The sequence below is a fragment of the Bacillus sp. SCT118 genome, from assembly GCF_058566435.1.
In genome coordinates this window covers 478,859-496,394 of record NZ_CP191225.1, presented here as the reverse complement: position 1 = coordinate 496,394, position 17,536 = coordinate 478,859, and the positions used below count along the sequence as shown (strand labels likewise).

The window sequence follows — 17,536 nt, the reverse complement described above, 5'->3', positions numbered from 1 at the left end:
CGGGGTGAGAAGAAATGAAAACCTTTAAACTGGTTGACCTGAATGTGGAACGAGTGGACAAGGAAGAACAATCAATTGAACAGTTTCCCCTTATTGACGGACTGATTATAAATAAAGAAGACGGTGAAAATCACTGGCTGATTGAGGCGCTTGTACAGAAAGAACATCTGTCTTTTTTTGAACAGCTTCAAAACAGCCAATCTGAAGCCAAAGTATTTGTAACGATCACGAAAAAAAGCAATCGCCCCGCCCAGCTGACAGCAGCAGTGAAAAATATCGTCAAGCTGGAAGAAAGCATCCAGGTTTTACTCTACGGACAAATGGTCACAAGAAAACAGCAGGGCACTGAAACCATTCTCGAGTCCCTTGTAAAAGAGGGCTATACAGGAAAAAAACTCATTGAGGCATTTAAGCAAAAATTATAAATATGAGGGGGCATGTTCCCCAAAACAGACACAGAACCTAAGAGCATCACAACAGACATTTAGAATAGATATGTTCTGCATGAAAAAAGCTGCCGTTTTGAACGGCAGCTTTTCTCTTCCATATTTAATTTGTATGGCCAAAAGAATCAACCAATTCCCCTTTCACAACAAGGCGTCCTTCAGTTTTGACAGCCTTGTCACAGGTGATTAACGTAATCTCTTTTTTGTTTGTCTCCTCAATTACATCTGCATCCATTTCCGATATGATGTCTTTAGATGTTACAGAATAGATATAATCCTTTTTAAAATCCGTGATGACAATTTGGGCACCTGTTTTTATGTTTTCCAGAGGTCCGAACAGAAGACTCTTTTGCTTCAAATGATGGCCCGCCAACGGATAATTTCCCTCGCCCATTTTTTGATCCGGGCGCATTGTTGCCGCCCCTATCAAAAGATTTTCATTGGTTGTGCCTTTTACGATCGGAAGCTCCAGATCGACACTTTTAATTGTTATCCGACCGATAACCGCTTTTTGATCGTGATCAAAGCCGGCCTTTACAGCATCCATTAACTCAGGCGGCTCGATTGAATCAAATTCAAATTCCGCTTCTCTCTCATTATTTTTTTTCAGCTGCTCCACAGTTAAGGCCGATTCACTCTGGCTTTTGCTAAGATAAGCTATAATTCCACCTTTGATATAAGGAGAAGAGAGCAGCAGCAGTCCGAAAAGGATGAACACCGTAATGATCATTTTCTTGTACATGCAAAAAACCCTTTCTTATGCATCCTTCTAAAAACGCTTCGTGTCACTTTTCAAAAAAGCACCTGATCGATTCTTCGATGATCAGGTGCCTTCAACTTTATCCTTTTCTTTGTTTCTTTCTTGAGGCAACAGCTAAGCCTCCGCCTGCCATAAGGAGCAGGATACCGATCATTGCTGTCAGCATGCTGTCTGTATCTCCGGTTTTTGGGAGGGTTTTGTCTGTGTTCGACTGACCATCCGAGCTGCCATCTGTACCATTGGTATTCGGATGATCTCCATCGTCTTTTCCATTTCCACCCGGTGCAGGTTTATCAGGATGATCATGCTTATCAGGCGTTGGTGTTTTCACTTTTTGATTAGAAACAACGATCTCAACAGCTTTTGACTGTCCTTTTTCAATTGTGAATTCAATCGGTGTTTCGTCAAGTTGGTAACCTTCGGGTGCCTTCGTTTCAATCAACTGGTAGCTTCCCGGCGCAAGGCCTTTTACAGTGAACTGCCCATTTTGATCTGTTTTCCAGAGTTTAGAAAGCTCTTTTCCATACCCGTCAGTTTTTACAGGATTGCCGCTTTCGTCCAATAACTTGAATTCAGCGCCCTCCAAAACGGTATTTTTATCGTCTTGATCCACTTTTTTCACATTTACGTCACCTGGTGCCAATATGTTTTCCGCAGTGATTTCGACTGTTTTCGTGTCTGTATTTGTGATCTTGAACGATATAGGAGTTTGGTCCAACTCATAATCCTTAGGCGCTTTTGTTTCGACAAACTGATAATCGCCAGCTTTGAGGCCATGCACTGTGATTTGTCCTTTGTCATCAGTAACCAAACCGGACTTCAGCACTTTGCCGTTGGCGTCTGTCAAATTGAACTCTGCGCCTTGCAGAACTTTATGTTGATCATGCTGATCCACTTTTGTGAGGACAACCCGGTTCTTCGTATTAACCGCTGTTACTTCAACTTGTTTAGGTTTGCCGCCGTTTTCTGCCTTAATGGTGAATGGCACAGGGATGGCGGATAATAGATACCCGTCTGGCGCCTGTTTTTCGATAAATTGATAGCTTCCCGGCGCTAACCCGTCAACTTCAATTTTGCCGCCTTCTTTTGAGACTAGATCGTCTCTCACTGTTTTCCCATTGCTGTCCGTGATTTTGAATACCGCGCCGGCTAAGCCTTTTCCATCTTGATCTTCCTTCGTCAGCTGAACCGATCCTTGATAGTTCACGACGATCCCGGCATCCGCGGATTTTGGCTTTCCTGCTGCTGATTCAGAAATGGTAAACTCTTTTTTCTCCGTGTTTAGCACATAACCGGATGGCGCTTTCGTTTCAACAAAGGCGTAACGTCCCGGCGCAAGGCCCGAAGCCTTTACTTTTCCATCTTTATCGGAAGTCAGCTCTTCTTGAACCGTATTTCCTTCCTCGTCGACAATGTTGAATACTGCACCTTCAAGCTTCTGGCCTTCAGCATTTTCCTTCGTCAACTCAACGGAGCCTTTATGATTAATGGCGATCCCGGCATCTGTAGCTTCAGGCTTTCCTTCAGAGGAATCAGAAATCTCAAACTCTATTTTCTCAGTGTTCAGCACATAACCGGCTGGCGCTTTTGTTTCCACAAAAGCGTATTGTCCCGGTGCAAGGCCTGAAGCTGTGACTTTCCCGTTTTTATCTGAGGTCAGTCCTTCTTGAACCGTATTACCTTCCTTGTCGATAATCTTAAAGACGGCTCCTTCAAGCTTCTGGCCATCTGCATCTTCCTTCGTCAGCTCAACAGAGCCTTTATCGTTAAGAGCGATTCCGGCATCTGCGGCTTCAGGCTTTCCTGCTGCTGATTCTGAGATGGTAAATTCTTTTTTCTTTGTATTCAGCACATAGCCGGCTGGCGCCTTTGTTTCCACAAAGGCGTAATGGCCCGGTGCAAGGCCCGAAGCCTCAATTTTTCCGTCTTTATCTGAAGTCAGCTTCTCTTGAACGATCTTTCCATCTTGATCGACAATGTTGAATACTGCGCCTTCAAGTTTCTGGCCTTCAGCATTTTCCTTCGTCAGAGAGACTTTTCCTTGATAATTGGTCATTGCCCCCAAATTGACGTCAGACACTTGATTCTTTTCATTCTTTGCGATTGAGAAGTGAATCGCTTTTGTATTTACGATAAAGCCTTCAGGAGCTTGTGTTTCTGTCAAGCGATAGTAGCCCGCCGGCAAACCGTTCATTTCTACTTTTCCGTCTTTATCAGATTTTATATCTGTTCGTATGAGAGTATAGGTGCCGTCATTTGACTTTTTCTCCAGCTTGAAAACAGCACCCGCCAAAGGATTGTTTTGTTCGTCTTGTTTGATAAGCGTCACCTTGTTCTGTTGATTTACGACTTTGTACAGCGCTTCTGGCTTGGAGGAGTTGCTGTCTATCTTTACAGAGACTCCTTTTGCATAAGCATCACTGATGGTATATCCGTCAGGCGCTTTTACTTCTTTTAATACATAGGAACCGTAGCGAATATTTCCGAATGTAAGCTTCCCGCCGGCATCCGTCGTACCAGTGCGGAGGAGCTGTTTGGAGTCCTCAGACCATAACTGGAATTCTGCTCCTTCAAGAGCTTTATCGTCCACTCCAGTCTTAAAAATCGTCAGGCTTCCTTTTTCTCCGGATCCGGAACCGTCGCCGCTTGAAATGGCAACAAAGATCGAGCTGCTGTTTTCTTGAGTCTGCTCCTTCACATTTGTTCCTGAAATGGACACCTTATTTTTAACATGGCCGCTCGTGCCGGCTATGTTAATCAGAGACCGGTATTTGATCACATAAGCGCGGTCAATTTGCTTATAGCTGCCTATGAATCTCAGGACAAACGATTGTTCACCTGTTGTATTGTCCGTTTTGATGTCTAACGTGTAGTCTTTGTCTTTTTGAAGCTCGACATCTCCCGCGGTCAGATTTCCGCTGGTGTCTTTGACTACTCCGTTTTCATCATACTTTGCTTGATACACTTTAAAAGAATCCGCATCTAATATTTGATTTTCATCCGGCGTATCAGTAACTTTTACGTCATCCAGCGTTGATTGGCTGGAGTTGACATTGATGTTCCAATCGATGTAGCTTCCATTTTGTTTGCCGCCTTTAAAAACCAGGCTTCCTCCGTTCGTAACTGAAACAGAGCCTGTCAACGTGCGGTCTGCATAACCGTCATTATAGTATGTTGCCTTGTTTGTATACTGATTCTGATCAATGACCTGTCCTTTGAGTGATGTCTTAAACTCAATCAGATATGGTACAGAATCGCCTGTTTTAAGGTGTACCGTCAGCGTGCGTTCATTTTTCGCAGAAGGCTCTTCGACATCATACTTGGAAGGATCAAGCGCGTCTCCTTCTGTGATCGAGCCGTTTTTATTGATCGTATAACTCTTAACGACAACGGAACCTGGCACAAATTGCTGAGGATCTGTTATGGCATCTTTGATATAAGGGTTTTTCGTCGGCTCGCCGTTATAGTTGACGCCGATTTTCCACGTGATTTCCTTTGAAACCGCGTTGTATGAGCCGTTTTTGAAACCATTATTTGAAGTCTGATGATTCGGCGTAAAACCGCTTGATACCTTATTCGTGCGCTCAGTGCCGTTTTGATCAGTCCATGTCGACTGAGCTGTATTCTTAACGCTTTCGTTAGAATAATCGGCATTGAATGTTGTCGTATAAGTGATCTTAAATTGACTGTCTGTTTTTGCATAATCTCCGATCAATGCCAAAGTAAAGCCTTTATGATCAGGTTTTTTTGTTAACGTGTAGTCTTTGTCTTTCTGTAATGTTTTGTTGTTCGTTGTGTCTTGAAGCTTGAACGATTCATCAAGCAGAACCATTCCGCCGCTTTCAAATTGGTCATCTAAAGTCCAATTGTTCATCAAGTATTTATTTTTATTAACTGTAATCGTCCAATCAACCGTCTTCTTCTCATAATCAACGTTTGAATATCCTTTGATGAGATTCTGCTGAATGGCTATTCCAGAAGCCTCTTTTGAATCCCCTGTTCCGGTCACAACGCTATTGGTGTATGTTGTAGATTTATCAATGATCACTCCGCTGTTGACCTTTGTTTGATATATGATTTTGTAAGCGCTCGTTACGTTTTTATTAAATTTGACTTCAAATCCGCTTCCATTATCGATGAGCGTGTAGTCTTCGCCTTCCTTTAAAGGCGTGCCCGCTTGCTCACTGCCATTCTGACCAAAGGTAATAGGAATAACCTTCAAAGAATCTTTCACAAGATGCAAATCACCAGTTCCAAAAGAATCTTTAATACTGGCCTTGGATTGGTCGATCTGTTTCTCACCGTAGTTGTATGCAAGAGCCCAGCTGAATGTTTGAGATTCTCCATCATAGCCGGTCGATGATTTCGCGATCATTTTTCCATACTTGGCTGCAACAGTGGCTTCTGCAGAAATGGGTTCCAGGTTGTCTCCGCTGAATGCCGCCTTATTCGTCAGCGTTATATTTCCGCCTTCACTCGGCTTCGCACTATTGTCAATGTCGGTTTCGTATACAAGGCGGTAGGCTGAATCAATTGTCCCGTCAAATGTGACATTTCCTTTTGAATCAACACTGTAGCCGGAAGAAACTTCATTTCCTCTGCTGACAGAACCATCAATGTTCACATTGAGTTCATACACTTTAACTGAACGGTAGATTACGCCATCTGGAAGGCTTTCCGTGAGTTTGGCATTTTTGACTTGATCCAACTTTTTATTGACATCGACCGTCCATGTTACTTTACCAGGGTTGATGCCTTTATCCAGCACACCTGATTTATCAATGGTTTTACTCACATTGGGTTTAAAATAAACTGTTGTTTCAGGAGTATCGGAATTTACAGGGAATGGAATCTTTTGTGTTGTCGAACCCGTTATTTTTTTCTCGTTGAACTGCGTATTGATAACCAATGTGCCTTTGACATTAGAACTGTCTTTTACCTCGCCGTTAAATGTCATCACCACATGTCCGTTCGTATCAATAGAAAATGTCCCGTAGGTGGTGTCTCCGGCGCCTAACGGCAGGTTCACAATGTCATTATGCATAATAAATTCTTTAGGCAAATCAAATTCATATTTATCGCCGGCATTGATCGTTTTTCCTAAATCGTCAGGAATAGCCCAATCAATTGAAATTTTCACCGGAGAATTCGTATTGGCGCGATTGCCCTTGTCATATGGCTTTCCGTTTTCGTCCGTCAATGTCACGCCGGTTAAAGTGTTTTGCGTGATTTGTTTTTCTTCAGTTTGCAAGCTTTTGAAAGCTGATTGACTTGAGGATGACACTTTTTTTGAATCATCACTCTTAGAGGATTCGCCGCTCTTAGAGTCTGACGGTTGCTGTTCTTCCTCTTTTTGATCCTTGCTGACTGAAGGTGCAGGTTTGTCATCTGTCCCTTCCTGATCACCCGCAGTATCAGAAGAGTCATTTTTTGGATCTTCCGCCTCGGCATCTGGTGTCTCCTCTTTCTTAACAGGGATGATCACCTGCTGAGTTTTGCCTCCCCCTAGCTGAAAAAGGGCTGCTGCTGTATGTTCATCGTCTTTTACATCTGCAGTAAATTTAGCTGACAATGTAATGGTCCCCTTGGCATCAGAAGAATCCGCAGATGCAGTTGTTAATCCTACCTTCATGGTGCTGCTGCCCGCCGGCACTTGATAGCTGCCGATGACCTGATCAGCAGATTTGATCTCACCTTCTGCACCTTTATCAAATGTAAAGCTTTTAGGTATCTCCACATTGATATCCTGTTCGCTATCTGCTTTTTTGTCTTTTTTCAATGACCATTCATATGTCAGTTTCACTTCGTCCCCCGGTGTTAGTGCCGGTTTGTTTCCTTTTGATCCGTCAACAATCTGGCCCTTGGCGTCCTTAACTGTTACCGAATCGAAGAATTGGCTGTCACTTGACGTTACGTCCACAGCCTGTGCTGTAAGAGTATAGCTGGCGATCTGGCTGAAGAAGAAAAAGATGGCAAGGCTTATGATCATAACGATCCGCCCGCTTTTTTTCAGCCCTAAGGGAAAACTCCTCGTTCTCAACTTTTCATTCCTCCCTTTCTTATCTATCTTTCACTTGCCGATTGATCCGCGAGACCATAACATCATGTCTCATCCCCCAAAAAGAACTGCTAATACCGAATGAGTTTCAAAACTAAGATTTGCCATCCGAACCAAACTACATTGTATGAAATGGAACTATACAATTTCTGTACAACTCAGAAATCATGTATGATTGAAGTGAATTGGAGAGAGTTGAAGTTTCACCCAGGAGACATATGGCGAGGGCCTTCCCTTTAAGTGAACAAAAAAACCAGTGTGCATCGAAAGGCAATCGACACATACTGGTTTGGCGTTCTTTAATTAATTTGATCCTTCATTTGTTTATAACGCTGATATTCTTTTATCGCCTCTTCTACCTTCCCGTTTTTGTTGAATAGCTGCAGCTTGTATTGCATAATTTTATGATCGCAAGGCTCAATTTTCTCCGCTTGCAGGCAAATGTCCATCGCTTGATGATCGTTCATTTCATGAATATGATAATCGATCAGTTCATAGGCCTTTCCAAGCCAAAGCTGGGAAAGACGCGTCTTTTCCGGTTCTGCCCAAAGATAACCGTGCTCCATTAGGTAATGATTTTGATAGGACATGAAAATATCCATGTGCAGATGTAATGTAGCCGTATTGAGCGGCGGCGCCCCTTTTAGTGATTTTTCCCATTCGACAACATCGATTTTTGCGCCTGAAAGCCGAAGAATATATCCAGTATCAGTCTTCTCGATAGTTTGGCTGAAAGGGATCTGGCTGAATAATTTTCGTATTTGATAAATGGTTGAGTAAAGTTGGGTGCTTGCTTTTGAAACATCGTAATGAGGCCAAAAAAGATCGATTAGCATGTCTTTACTGACCACATGGCCTTGATTGTGAAGCAAAAATAAGTATATTTCACGTGCTTTCGACGTTCTCCACTTGACTGGAATGCTTGTTTTGACATCCTTTAAGGTTTGATGAAACTGCAAGCTCCCAAAACATTGGATGGAAAAATGCGCCTCGGTATTTTCTGCATTTTGTCTGAGCATATTATTCGTTTTGATTCGTTCAACAGTTGTCTCAAGCCGCTTGTATATGACAGGCTTCAGCAAATAATCAATGGCATTCAGCTCAAACGCTTTGATAGCAAACTCATTATAAGCCGTGATGAAAACGACTTGGATGTTTTCATTCATCGATTGAATCGCCTCAGCAAGCTCAATGCCGTTTACCCCCGGCATTTCAATATCAAGAAACACCGCATCTACAGCAGGAGTCTCAGGATGCTCTAAGGCCTCAACCGGATCTTGATACGCCATAATAGATTGAAAGGCGTTTGTTCGTTCAAGCATTTTCTTAAAATGAAGCAATGCCAAGTGCTCATCATCAACAATTAACGCTTTCACAAAACATCCCACCCTATATGTAAAATCGAGATATCAGTAAATAACTTCTATTATATCATGACAAATAACCCCTTTATCTGGATTCTTTTTCTTTCTATTGTAGTTTTTGAAATTTTGCACTTACAATATTTATAAAAAAGTAGGAATTTAGAATGATCCTATTTGAATAAAGGAGCCATGATATGAAAGAGAAATTGATCTTCACTTCGATTATTTTCGGTTATGCTGCATTCTTTATGGGCTTCATAGCCATTGACCATTTTTCCGGATCAACGCTTCCTGCGGCAAGGCATGGGGTCATGAACTTGGAGAATTGGGATTTTCAGAAGGATGGGAATGTACAGCTGAACGGAAAATGGACATTGTATCCAAATCAGATTCTGTCACCAAAAGAGATCGCTTCAGCAAAAGGAAAAGATTCTCTCTTCGTTGATGTCCCCAGCAATGTGAAGCTAGCCAAGCAGGGTATCAATGTGGATTACGGAACGTACAAGCTGACCATCAGATCAAAGCAAAACAATCAGGTTTTTGGGATCAGCACGTCGTTTATTTACAGTGCCAATCGCATCTATTTTAATGGACAATTCATTGGCCAAAGCGGCAGCCCTTCAGATAAACCTGATTTTGCGGCACAAAACCGCCCATATACGAGCTTTTTTACGCTTCACAAGGGTGACAATGAACTTGTCGTACAATTTTCGAACTTCGGAAAAACGCCGGGATGGGGAATCGCAAAGCCAATTACTTTTGGCACCCAGGAGCAAATAGTCCGGGAAAACAAAATTTCCTTTCTTAATGATACAATCATGATTACAGCTTTTTTCATTACCGGATTATATTTTCTGGGCTTTTTCCTGCAAAGAAAAAAAGATAAACATTTGTTGTTTTTTTCTGTTATGTGTCTTCTGTTTTCGTTCATTATTCTGATGATCGGAAAAGAGCGGATTATATTTCTCCTTTATCCGTCAATTTCATTTTCATTGCTAAATTCATTGAGGGCCATCTCTACAGTGCTTGTCAGCATTGCGGTTTTTCTTTATCTCTATTTTGCTTACAGAGAGATTGTTTCAAAGCGTTTTATTCGCATAGCCACCGTTTCTTCCGGGCTGGTCTTAGTCACAGATTTTTTAACTGTCGGTTTTATCGGCCATGCCTCGTACATCTTACATTCTGTGCTAGCGGTCTCGACTCTGGTTTATATTACATATATTTTTACGATTGCTGCGATCCGCAAAATGGAAGGAAGTCTGTATCTGACCATCGCCTCTATATCAATGAGTGCTTTTGTCATTTTAACCACCATTTCAGCTTACAGCGGCAAAACAGCCTTTTCTTTTAATTCGATTTATTCATTGCCAACAGTTATCGCTTTGCTGGCGATCGTTCTGCTGATGGCGCAGCAATTTGCCGGAGCATTCCGTGAAAATGAAGTGCTGTCGTGGAAATTGCTCAGAATTGACCGGCTAAAGGATGAATTTATTGCCAAAACATCACATGAATTTAAAACACCGCTGAACAGCATCATTAATATATGCCAGACCCTGCTGGCCGGCAAGGGAAAAAGAACGATAGAAGAAGAGAAAGAAAATATGCAGCTCGTCATCCGCATGGGCTACAGGCTGTCCAATCTGGTAAATGACATCCTGGATTTAGAAAAAATAAAGCAAGGCATGCTTCAAATCCACCCGGTTCCTGTTGATATTTATACTTTAGTTTGTTCGGAAATGAATTTCTACAACCTCTTATCGAGACATAAAAACTTAAATATCATGAACCATATCCCAGACGATCTTCCTTTGGTGCTCACAGATGAAAACCGCTTCCGCCAAATATTAACCAATTTAGTAGACAATGCAATCAAATATACAACAGAGGGCCAAATCACACTTTCTGCTTCAAGACTGAACGATAACATGATCAAAGTGACAGTAGCAGATACAGGAAGCGGCATTTCAGAAGCCGATCGCCAAACCATCTTTGAGTCTTTTCAGCAAGCCGAAAAGAATAAAGACGATGGTGCCGGTCTTGGCCTCAGCATTGTCAAACAGCTGGTTCAGCTCCAAAACGGAGATATTTGGGTCGAATCAGAAGAAGGAAAAGGTTCGGCATTCCATTTCACCTTGCCGATCGCCCAAAATGAATCTGTCTCTGAAACAAAGAAACGTCTTCCTGAATTACAATCCGAGAGAGATCTATCAGATATCTCATTTAGCACGCCTTATTACTCTGAGAGTATTGACGCTCCAACCATTCTGATTGTCGATGATAACATTGACAGTTTAAAAATTTTAAACGATATGCTTGAAGGTGTGCCCTACAATGTGATTGCTGCGAAGAACGGAAAGGAAGCATTAGAAATCATCTCTTGCACAAAGCTTGATTTGGTTATTTTGGACTTGATGATGCCGGATATGACTGGTTTCGAAGTCTGTATGAAAATTCGCGAACGATTCAGCATGGTTGATCTTCCGGTTCTGATCATTACAGCTGCCATTATCGGCCATGACAAATACAAGGCTTTTCATGCCGGAGCGAATGACATTTTGCAAAAACCTTATCATTACTCTGAATTTATGGCGCGTATTCAAAATCTGATCATGATGAAACATACAGCAAATCAAGCCACAAGAATGGAAATGGCATTTCTCCAGTCGCAAATCAAGCCTCATTTTCTTTATAATGTATTAAACACAATTATTTCTCTCACTCATTTGGATATTGAAAAGGCCCGGGAGGTAACAGAGGAATTTACCAACTATTTAAGAATGAGTTTTGACTTTCAAAATACATCAGCCATCAGTTCCTTCAGACATGAGCTTTCGATTATCAATTCCTATCTTTCTATAGAAAAGACGCGATTCGGTAATCGGCTTGAGGTTCTTTTCGATATAGATGAAGATATTGACTTTATCCTTCCGCCTTTAATGATTCAGCCCTTGGTGGAAAATGCCGTTCTTCACGGTGTCAGCAAGAAAAGAGGCGGAGGATGGATCAAACTGACAGCTAAAAAACAATGCAAAAATGAGTATCACATCAAAGTAGAGGATAACGGTGCCGGGATGACTCCGGAAAAACAAAAAGACCTCTTATCAACGGATTTTGATCGCAGCGTCGGATTGAAAAATATCAATCAGCGGCTGAAACATTTTTGCGGCAGCGAGTTGATGATCAGCAGCACTCCGGATGCAGGCACCTCTGTCTCAATGCTCATTCATCTCGCTGAAACAACGGAAAGCCCCGCGGGACTGAAGGACATAGAACGAACTTAAACGAAAATTGAGATAAAAAAAGACGCCGTTTCCAACGGCATCTTTTTTATTCCGGCGACTTTGCTTGCTGCTTCAGCAGGTCTCTGATTTCTTTCAGCAGCTCCTCCTGCGCATCCACCGCTTCCTCCGCAGCCTCTTCTTCTGCTGCTTCTTTTTTGCGCCTTAACCCATTCAAAGTCCGAATGACGATAAAAATGGAGAACGATATAATTAAGAAGTTCACAATCGTCTGTATAAAGCTGCCATACTTCACTACAGCATCGCCAAACGTAAACGACAGGCCTGAAAAGTCAAGCCCTCCCAGCAGCAAACCGACCAAAGGCATAATGATATCATTTACTAGAGATGTGACGATCTTTCCGAAAGCGCCGCCTATCACAACACCAATCGCAAGGTCTACGATATTCCCCCGCATGGCAAAGGCTTTAAATTCACTCCACATACAATCACCTGCTTTTCTATATTTGTAAAGAAAAAAAGACAAATGTGCCGCTGGCCATCTGCCTTTTTTCAATTATTCTCCGAGAGCAAAAGTCAGTTCTACTTCGCAAACGACTTCGCCATCAACTGTGGCAACGCCTTTTCCGCGCCCGATTGTGCCGCGGGCACGAATGATTTCAACCTCAAGGTGAAGCTGGTCACCAGGCTTGACTTGTTTTTTAAAGCGGCAGTTATCAATGCCTGCAAAAAAAGCCAGTCTGCCGCGGTTTTCTTCTTTAATCAACATCGCAACAGCTCCGACTTGAGCGAGTGCTTCTACGATTAATACGCCGGGCATAACCGGGTACTGAGGAAAATGTCCGTTAAAGAACTCTTCATTAGCGGTTACATTTTTATAGCCTTTTGCCCGTTTGCCCTCTTCAACTTCCGTAATCCGATCCACAAGCAAAAACGGATAACGGTGAGGAATAATTTCTTTAATTTGCTGAGTATCAAGCATTGTCTTGACATCTCCTTCATCTGCATTAGTATGTATAGCAATCATCAAAGATCCAATCTGTACATTTGAAAAGTATATTATGAATTAATCTCTTTTTCAACCGCGCTAAAATGTAACCAACTGTCAATGAGAGCCGTCAAAAGTTATGATATGATAATTATAGATTTTACCAATAGCAAAGAGGTAGGAAAATGATTTCGAAGTTTATTGAAAAAAGAATGCTAAACATGTTAGACGAGTGGTATTCCGCAATGAGCAAACGCAAAATGAATCACGTTTGCACACTGAAAGAGAAAATTGATCAGCACCTTCCGAAGATCAAAAAGAACACAAAACTTTGGATGCGTTATCAATTGTTTCAGGCCCGCCATCAGCTGCTTTTTGAAAACCAGAACGGACTCGATTCATTGTTCGATGACCTATATGGCCTGGAAGACAAAATGGATGATGAATTGAAATATTATCTGTATTTTTTCTCTGGGTTATATGAGATGGTAAAAACAGCTCCGAAACATGCAGTACATCATTTTAAAAAAGCTGAACAGTACCTGGCCGCCATTCAAAATACGTTTGAAGCCGCTGATTTATATTATCAAACCGCCGGCGCCTATTACTTGATGAAATCACCGCCGCTTTCCATCCAATACGTCAAAAAAGCATTACACATCTATTTGCACCAATTCGGCTATATCAAAAAGGTAATCACCTGTAAGCTTTTGCTCGCCGTGAATTATATTGATCAAGAACGCTATGAAAAAGCTGAACAGCTTTTCAAAGAAATCATTAAGAAAACCCAGCAACTACATGACGAAAACCTGCTATGCCACGCTTATTATAACCTTGGCTTTTTAAAAGCGACCGAGAAAAAAGACCAGGAAGCGCTTCTTTACTTTAGAAAAGTATTAAAGAATCAAGAATTTGAAATGAATTCACCAGTCTCATATCTTCATTGTGTGTACGAGTCTGTCAGAGCGCTTTTTAAAACAGGAAACATCACAGAAGCTAAAGCCGTCCTTCAAAAAGGAAAAGAATTATCTGAAAAGGTAGACATTCAAACCATTTATTTAAAATTAAAAACGCTTGAAGCCCTCTACACATCAGCCGAAGACCCCTATGAGCAGCTGCTCGAATATGTGCTTGAATTAGAAAAAATCGAGGCGTGGGTGGATTTAGAAGTGCTGTTAGAAGATATTACGGAATACTACAAAAAAAAGGACGATTTCGAAAAAGCCGCTTTTTTTATCATGCGCGGCTGATTGAAAAACGCCCATTTTCTTATTATCTGACTGAATTGATTAAACCGAGCATTTGATCTCCCATTGTGATCGTTCTGCTGTTCAGCTGATATGAACGCTGGGACGTGATCAAATCTGTCATTTGTTCTGAAATATCGACATTGGACATCTCAAGTGAGCCCTGCTGCATGCCGATGTTTTGTCTATTAGCGCCGTTCAGCTCTTCAAAAGCTGCCGCATTATCAATAGAGAAAAGGTTATTCCCTTCGGATTTCAGCTCTTGAGGGTTATTCACTTGGACAACGCCAAGATTAAACCGCTGAACCGCGTTTCCGTCAGATGCGGTTAAGGTGCCGTTCTTATTGATGGTGATATTCTTCATTGAGCTGTTGATGTTCACTGTATTGCCGTTCTCATCAAGTACGGGATACCCATTTCCAGTGACGAGCTGCAGCTGGTTGGCATTCGCAGCGGACGGCGTTACATACAGCGCCCCGTCCCTCGTATACTGGCGGTTTCCATTTACATTTACCTGAAGATATTGGTATGGAGACGTAAATGCGATGTCCAGATCGCGATCCGTCTTCTGAATGCTCCCTTGATCAGAGACAAGGCGTGAATTCATCATCGCCCCGACGCCAAGGCGCAAGCCGGGCGGCGTTTTTCGGGCTTTTGCCACATCCTCGTTTTTTTCATCAACCTGATCGAATTGCTGTCTGACAAGCTCAGAAAAATTCGTATCTTTTGCCTTATAGCCGGTTGTGTTGCTGTTTGAAAGGTTGCTGCTGATTGTGTCAATCTGCTGCTGCAGCTGGTTTAAGGTTGTTGATGCCGTTAGCATTGACCTGAGCATAGTTGATGTCCCCCGTTTTTTCTTCCGTTATCTTAAATTTTCCCAATTTCATTTGCTGCTTTATCCATACTTTTATCGTAAGCCTGAATAACCTTCTGATTCGCCTCAAACGATCTGTACGCTTCAGTCATTTCTGTATAGGCGCTTGTCACATCCACGTTTGAAAGCTCTGAGACGCCTTGTTTTAATGAATAGGATACCTGATTATTTCCGGCTGCGCTTGGCAGATCATTACCGTCCGCCGTGCTGTACAAATCATTTCCGTCCCGCTTGAGATTGCGGACATCTTCCGCCATTCTGACATCAATCTGGCCGGCTGTGCGTCCGTTCGTTGTCACAGTACCGTTTTCAGACACAGTGAAATTCTCATTATCAACAGTGATTGGCTGGCGATCCGTCGATAAAATAGGGCGTCCGTTGATCGTCAGCTGATTGTTCTCATTTAATGAAAATGTGCTGCTTTTTGAATAACGGATTCCATCCGCTGTTTGAACCGGATAAAAAAGAGCAGCTTTTTCATTGGTTTCCGCATTCATCGGAACTTGATTTTCGATCAATGCAATGTCTGTAGGCTGGTCTGTGGACTTCAGGCTTCCCTGTGTAAAGAGAGGCTTGAGCTCCTGCATATATACTCCGGTATTCACGGAACCTATTTCCGTCCTTGATGTCCCGGCCGGAGATTTTGATTCTATTCTGCTGAGCAACATCTCAGGGAACGCGCGCATAGAGCCTTGATCAGCTTTATATCCTGATGTATTTGCGTTAGCAATATTATTTGAAAGCATTTCCGTTCTTCGCTGCTGGGCAATCATTGCGGATGTTGCTGTATATAATCCTTTTAACAAATTTCCCACCTCTAAAAATGGCATTTTTTCCAGTTGTCATATAGGAACGTTCGTTCTATAATAAAAACTCAGTATTTTATCCTATTATCGTCATTTAACATCTTTTCGTGAAGGCTTTTTCATAAAAAAACCTCATTCTTTTTCAGAATGAGGTTTGTGAAATCAGCTTAGTTTGCGTTTAGGAAGCTTGTCCATATTATCAAGCATGACACCTGTGCCGATGGCTACGCAATCCATAGGATTTTCAGCAACGAGGACCGGTACCTTAAGCTCTTCGGCAAGCAGCTGGTCAAGGCCGTTTAAGAGTGCGCCTCCGCCGGTAATAATAACGCCTCGGTCAATAATATCAGCAGAAAGTTCAGGCGGTGTTCTTTCGAGCACTTGTTTCGCAGCCTGAACAATAACAGCGACAGATTCACGAAGGGCTTCTTCAACTTCTTTACTGTTGACTGTAATTGTTCTTGGAAGACCGGAAACCATATCCCGTCCGCGAATGGAAATTTCCTCGTGACGTGCGTCTGGGAAAACAGTTGCGACTTTAATCTTAATATCCTCTGCAGTACGTTCGCCGATCAGCAGCTTGTACTCGCGTTTGATATAATTTAAGATTTCCATATCAAACTTGTCCCCAGCCATTTTAATAGAAGAGGAGGTGACAATATCGCCCATTGAAATAACCGCGATATCCGTCGTCCCGCCTCCGATGTCTACAACCATGTTACCGCTTGGCTGGAATATTTCCATACCCGCGCCGATAGCGGCAACTTTAGGTTCTTCTTCAAGGTACACATGTTTCCCGCCGCTTTTTTCTGCAGCTTCTTTAATTGCTTTTTGCTCAACGGATGTAATATTCGTCGGGCAGCAAATGAGCATGCGCGGCTTTGAGAACAGGCCTTTTACATTCAGCTTGTTAATAAAATGTTTCAGCATTGCTTCTGTTACTTCAAAGTCAGCAATAACTCCGTCTTTCAGCGGGCGAATCGCAACAATATTCCCAGGTGTACGTCCAACCATTCGTCTTGCCTCTTCGCCAACCGCCAGCACTTTGCCGCTGTTTTTATCAAGTGCAACAACGGAAGGTTCATTCAGAACAATTCCTTTACCTTTAACATGGATCAGTACATTTGCAGTACCGAGGTCAATACCAATATCCCTTGCAAACATCTATTTATATCCTCCTTGAAAATCTGTTTCACAGTAAATATCCACATTGTGCCCTAATTATATATATTATCATAAAATATAGAAAAAAAGTTGGAAGCACAATAAGTTCTTTACAAATTTTTGCGGATGTTTTATGAACGATTTCAAGAAGGCAATGCCAGGTGATTACGATTGCTGAACAGGCTCTCCTTCGAGAATTTCATCTTTTTTATATTTGAGCTTTGTCGCTTCTCCTCCTCTTAAATGCCTGATGGATTTATGATAATCGAGTATTTCTTTCACTTCGTTTGCCAAGTCGGGGTTAATTTCAGGCAGACGCTCTGTTAAATCCTTGTGTACTGTACTTTTGGAAACACCAAATTCCTTCGCAATGACACGAACGGTTTTCTTTGTCTCCACGATGTACTTCCCTATCTTGATTGTTCGCTCTTTGATGTAATCGTGCACACCACTCGACCTCCCTAAAATGGATGTGAGAAGTGTGAAATGAGATCCGTATTCTGTAAAGAGTCGTTCATTATGCCGCTTCTTCGTTGTATGGTTTTAAAAGTAAGTTTGTGAAATATGCCCACGATCCCTCACCTCAAACA

The 17,536-nt window shown here is 42.2% G+C and carries 13 protein-coding genes and 1 pseudogene; 4 read left to right on the top strand and 10 right to left on the bottom strand.

What is annotated here, in order from left to right:
- The first annotated feature begins 14 nt into the window (after positions 1 to 14).
- Positions 15 to 425: a YwpF-like family protein gene (locus ACQVGT_RS02520; RefSeq protein ID WP_015384859.1), complete on the top strand. Its 411-nt coding sequence runs from the start codon at positions 15 to 17 to the stop codon at positions 423 to 425.
- 124 nt (positions 426 to 549) lie between these two features.
- On the opposite strand, the gene ACQVGT_RS02515 is transcribed toward ACQVGT_RS02520, so the two are convergent.
- The 3 genes from ACQVGT_RS02515 to ACQVGT_RS02505 form a co-directional block, all read right to left on the bottom strand.
- Positions 550 to 1,188 (bottom strand): class A sortase, encoded by a 639-nt coding sequence (locus ACQVGT_RS02515; RefSeq protein WP_015483797.1) that lies wholly within the window; start codon positions 1,186 to 1,188, stop codon positions 550 to 552.
- A gap of 97 nt (positions 1,189 to 1,285) precedes the next feature.
- Positions 1,286 to 7,246 (bottom strand): SpaA isopeptide-forming pilin-related protein, encoded by a 5,961-nt coding sequence (locus ACQVGT_RS02510; RefSeq protein WP_046340275.1) that lies wholly within the window; start codon positions 7,244 to 7,246, stop codon positions 1,286 to 1,288.
- A gap of 317 nt (positions 7,247 to 7,563) precedes the next feature.
- Complete coding sequence (locus ACQVGT_RS02505; RefSeq protein WP_015384861.1) at positions 7,564 to 8,640, bottom strand: response regulator; 1,077 nt, start codon at positions 8,638 to 8,640, stop codon at positions 7,564 to 7,566.
- A 182-nt stretch (positions 8,641 to 8,822) separates the two neighbouring features.
- On the opposite strand from ACQVGT_RS02505, the pseudogene ACQVGT_RS02500 reads away from it, so the two are divergent.
- Together ACQVGT_RS02500 and ACQVGT_RS02495 are read left to right on the top strand one after the other, a co-directional pair.
- Positions 8,823 to 10,760, top strand: a pseudogene (locus ACQVGT_RS02500) (sensor histidine kinase); the annotation flags it as partial.
- A gap of 177 nt (positions 10,761 to 10,937) precedes the next feature.
- Positions 10,938 to 11,909: a histidine kinase gene (locus tag ACQVGT_RS02495; protein WP_236822454.1), complete on the top strand. Its 972-nt coding sequence runs from the start codon at positions 10,938 to 10,940 to the stop codon at positions 11,907 to 11,909.
- Positions 11,910 to 11,955: 46 nt separating this feature from the next.
- Here ACQVGT_RS02495 and mscL read toward each other — a convergent pair whose 3' ends face one another.
- Together mscL and fabZ are read right to left on the bottom strand one after the other, a co-directional pair.
- Positions 11,956 to 12,351: a large conductance mechanosensitive channel protein MscL gene (gene mscL, locus ACQVGT_RS02490; RefSeq protein ID WP_014478210.1), complete on the bottom strand. Its 396-nt coding sequence runs from the start codon at positions 12,349 to 12,351 to the stop codon at positions 11,956 to 11,958.
- Positions 12,352 to 12,423: 72 nt separating this feature from the next.
- Positions 12,424 to 12,849, bottom strand: coding sequence for a 3-hydroxyacyl-ACP dehydratase FabZ (gene fabZ, locus ACQVGT_RS02485; protein WP_003221796.1), 426 nt, complete (start codon positions 12,847 to 12,849; stop codon positions 12,424 to 12,426).
- Positions 12,850 to 13,040: 191 nt separating this feature from the next.
- On the opposite strand from fabZ, the gene rapD reads away from it, so the two are divergent.
- Positions 13,041 to 14,105 carry an aspartate phosphatase RapD gene (rapD, locus tag ACQVGT_RS02480; protein WP_014478211.1) on the top strand — a complete coding sequence of 355 codons (1,065 nt, stop codon included), beginning with the start codon at positions 13,041 to 13,043 and terminating at the stop codon, positions 14,103 to 14,105.
- A 22-nt stretch (positions 14,106 to 14,127) separates the two neighbouring features.
- Here the strand turns inward: rapD and flhP are convergent, their stop codons facing one another.
- The 5 genes from flhP to ACQVGT_RS02455 form a co-directional block, all read right to left on the bottom strand.
- On the bottom strand, positions 14,128 to 14,937 hold the full coding sequence (flhP, locus tag ACQVGT_RS02475) for a flagellar hook-basal body complex protein FlhP (protein WP_015483801.1): 810 nt from the start codon (positions 14,935 to 14,937) through the stop codon (positions 14,128 to 14,130).
- Positions 14,938 to 14,969: 32 nt separating this feature from the next.
- On the bottom strand, positions 14,970 to 15,782 hold the full coding sequence (flhO, locus tag ACQVGT_RS02470; RefSeq protein WP_015251036.1) for a flagellar hook-basal body complex protein FlhO: 813 nt from the start codon (positions 15,780 to 15,782) through the stop codon (positions 14,970 to 14,972).
- Positions 15,783 to 15,944: 162 nt separating this feature from the next.
- Positions 15,945 to 16,946, bottom strand: a complete 1,002-nt coding sequence (gene mbl, locus ACQVGT_RS02465) for a cell shape-determining protein Mbl (RefSeq protein ID WP_003227776.1) — start codon at positions 16,944 to 16,946, stop codon at positions 15,945 to 15,947.
- A 165-nt stretch (positions 16,947 to 17,111) separates the two neighbouring features.
- Positions 17,112 to 17,393, bottom strand: a complete 282-nt coding sequence (spoIIID, locus tag ACQVGT_RS02460) for a sporulation transcriptional regulator SpoIIID (RefSeq protein ID WP_003221804.1) — start codon at positions 17,391 to 17,393, stop codon at positions 17,112 to 17,114.
- 14 nt (positions 17,394 to 17,407) lie between these two features.
- On the bottom strand, positions 17,408 to 17,518 hold the full coding sequence (locus tag ACQVGT_RS02455; RefSeq protein WP_010886628.1) for a protein usd: 111 nt from the start codon (positions 17,516 to 17,518) through the stop codon (positions 17,408 to 17,410).
- Between the last annotated feature and the right edge of the window lie 18 nt (positions 17,519 to 17,536).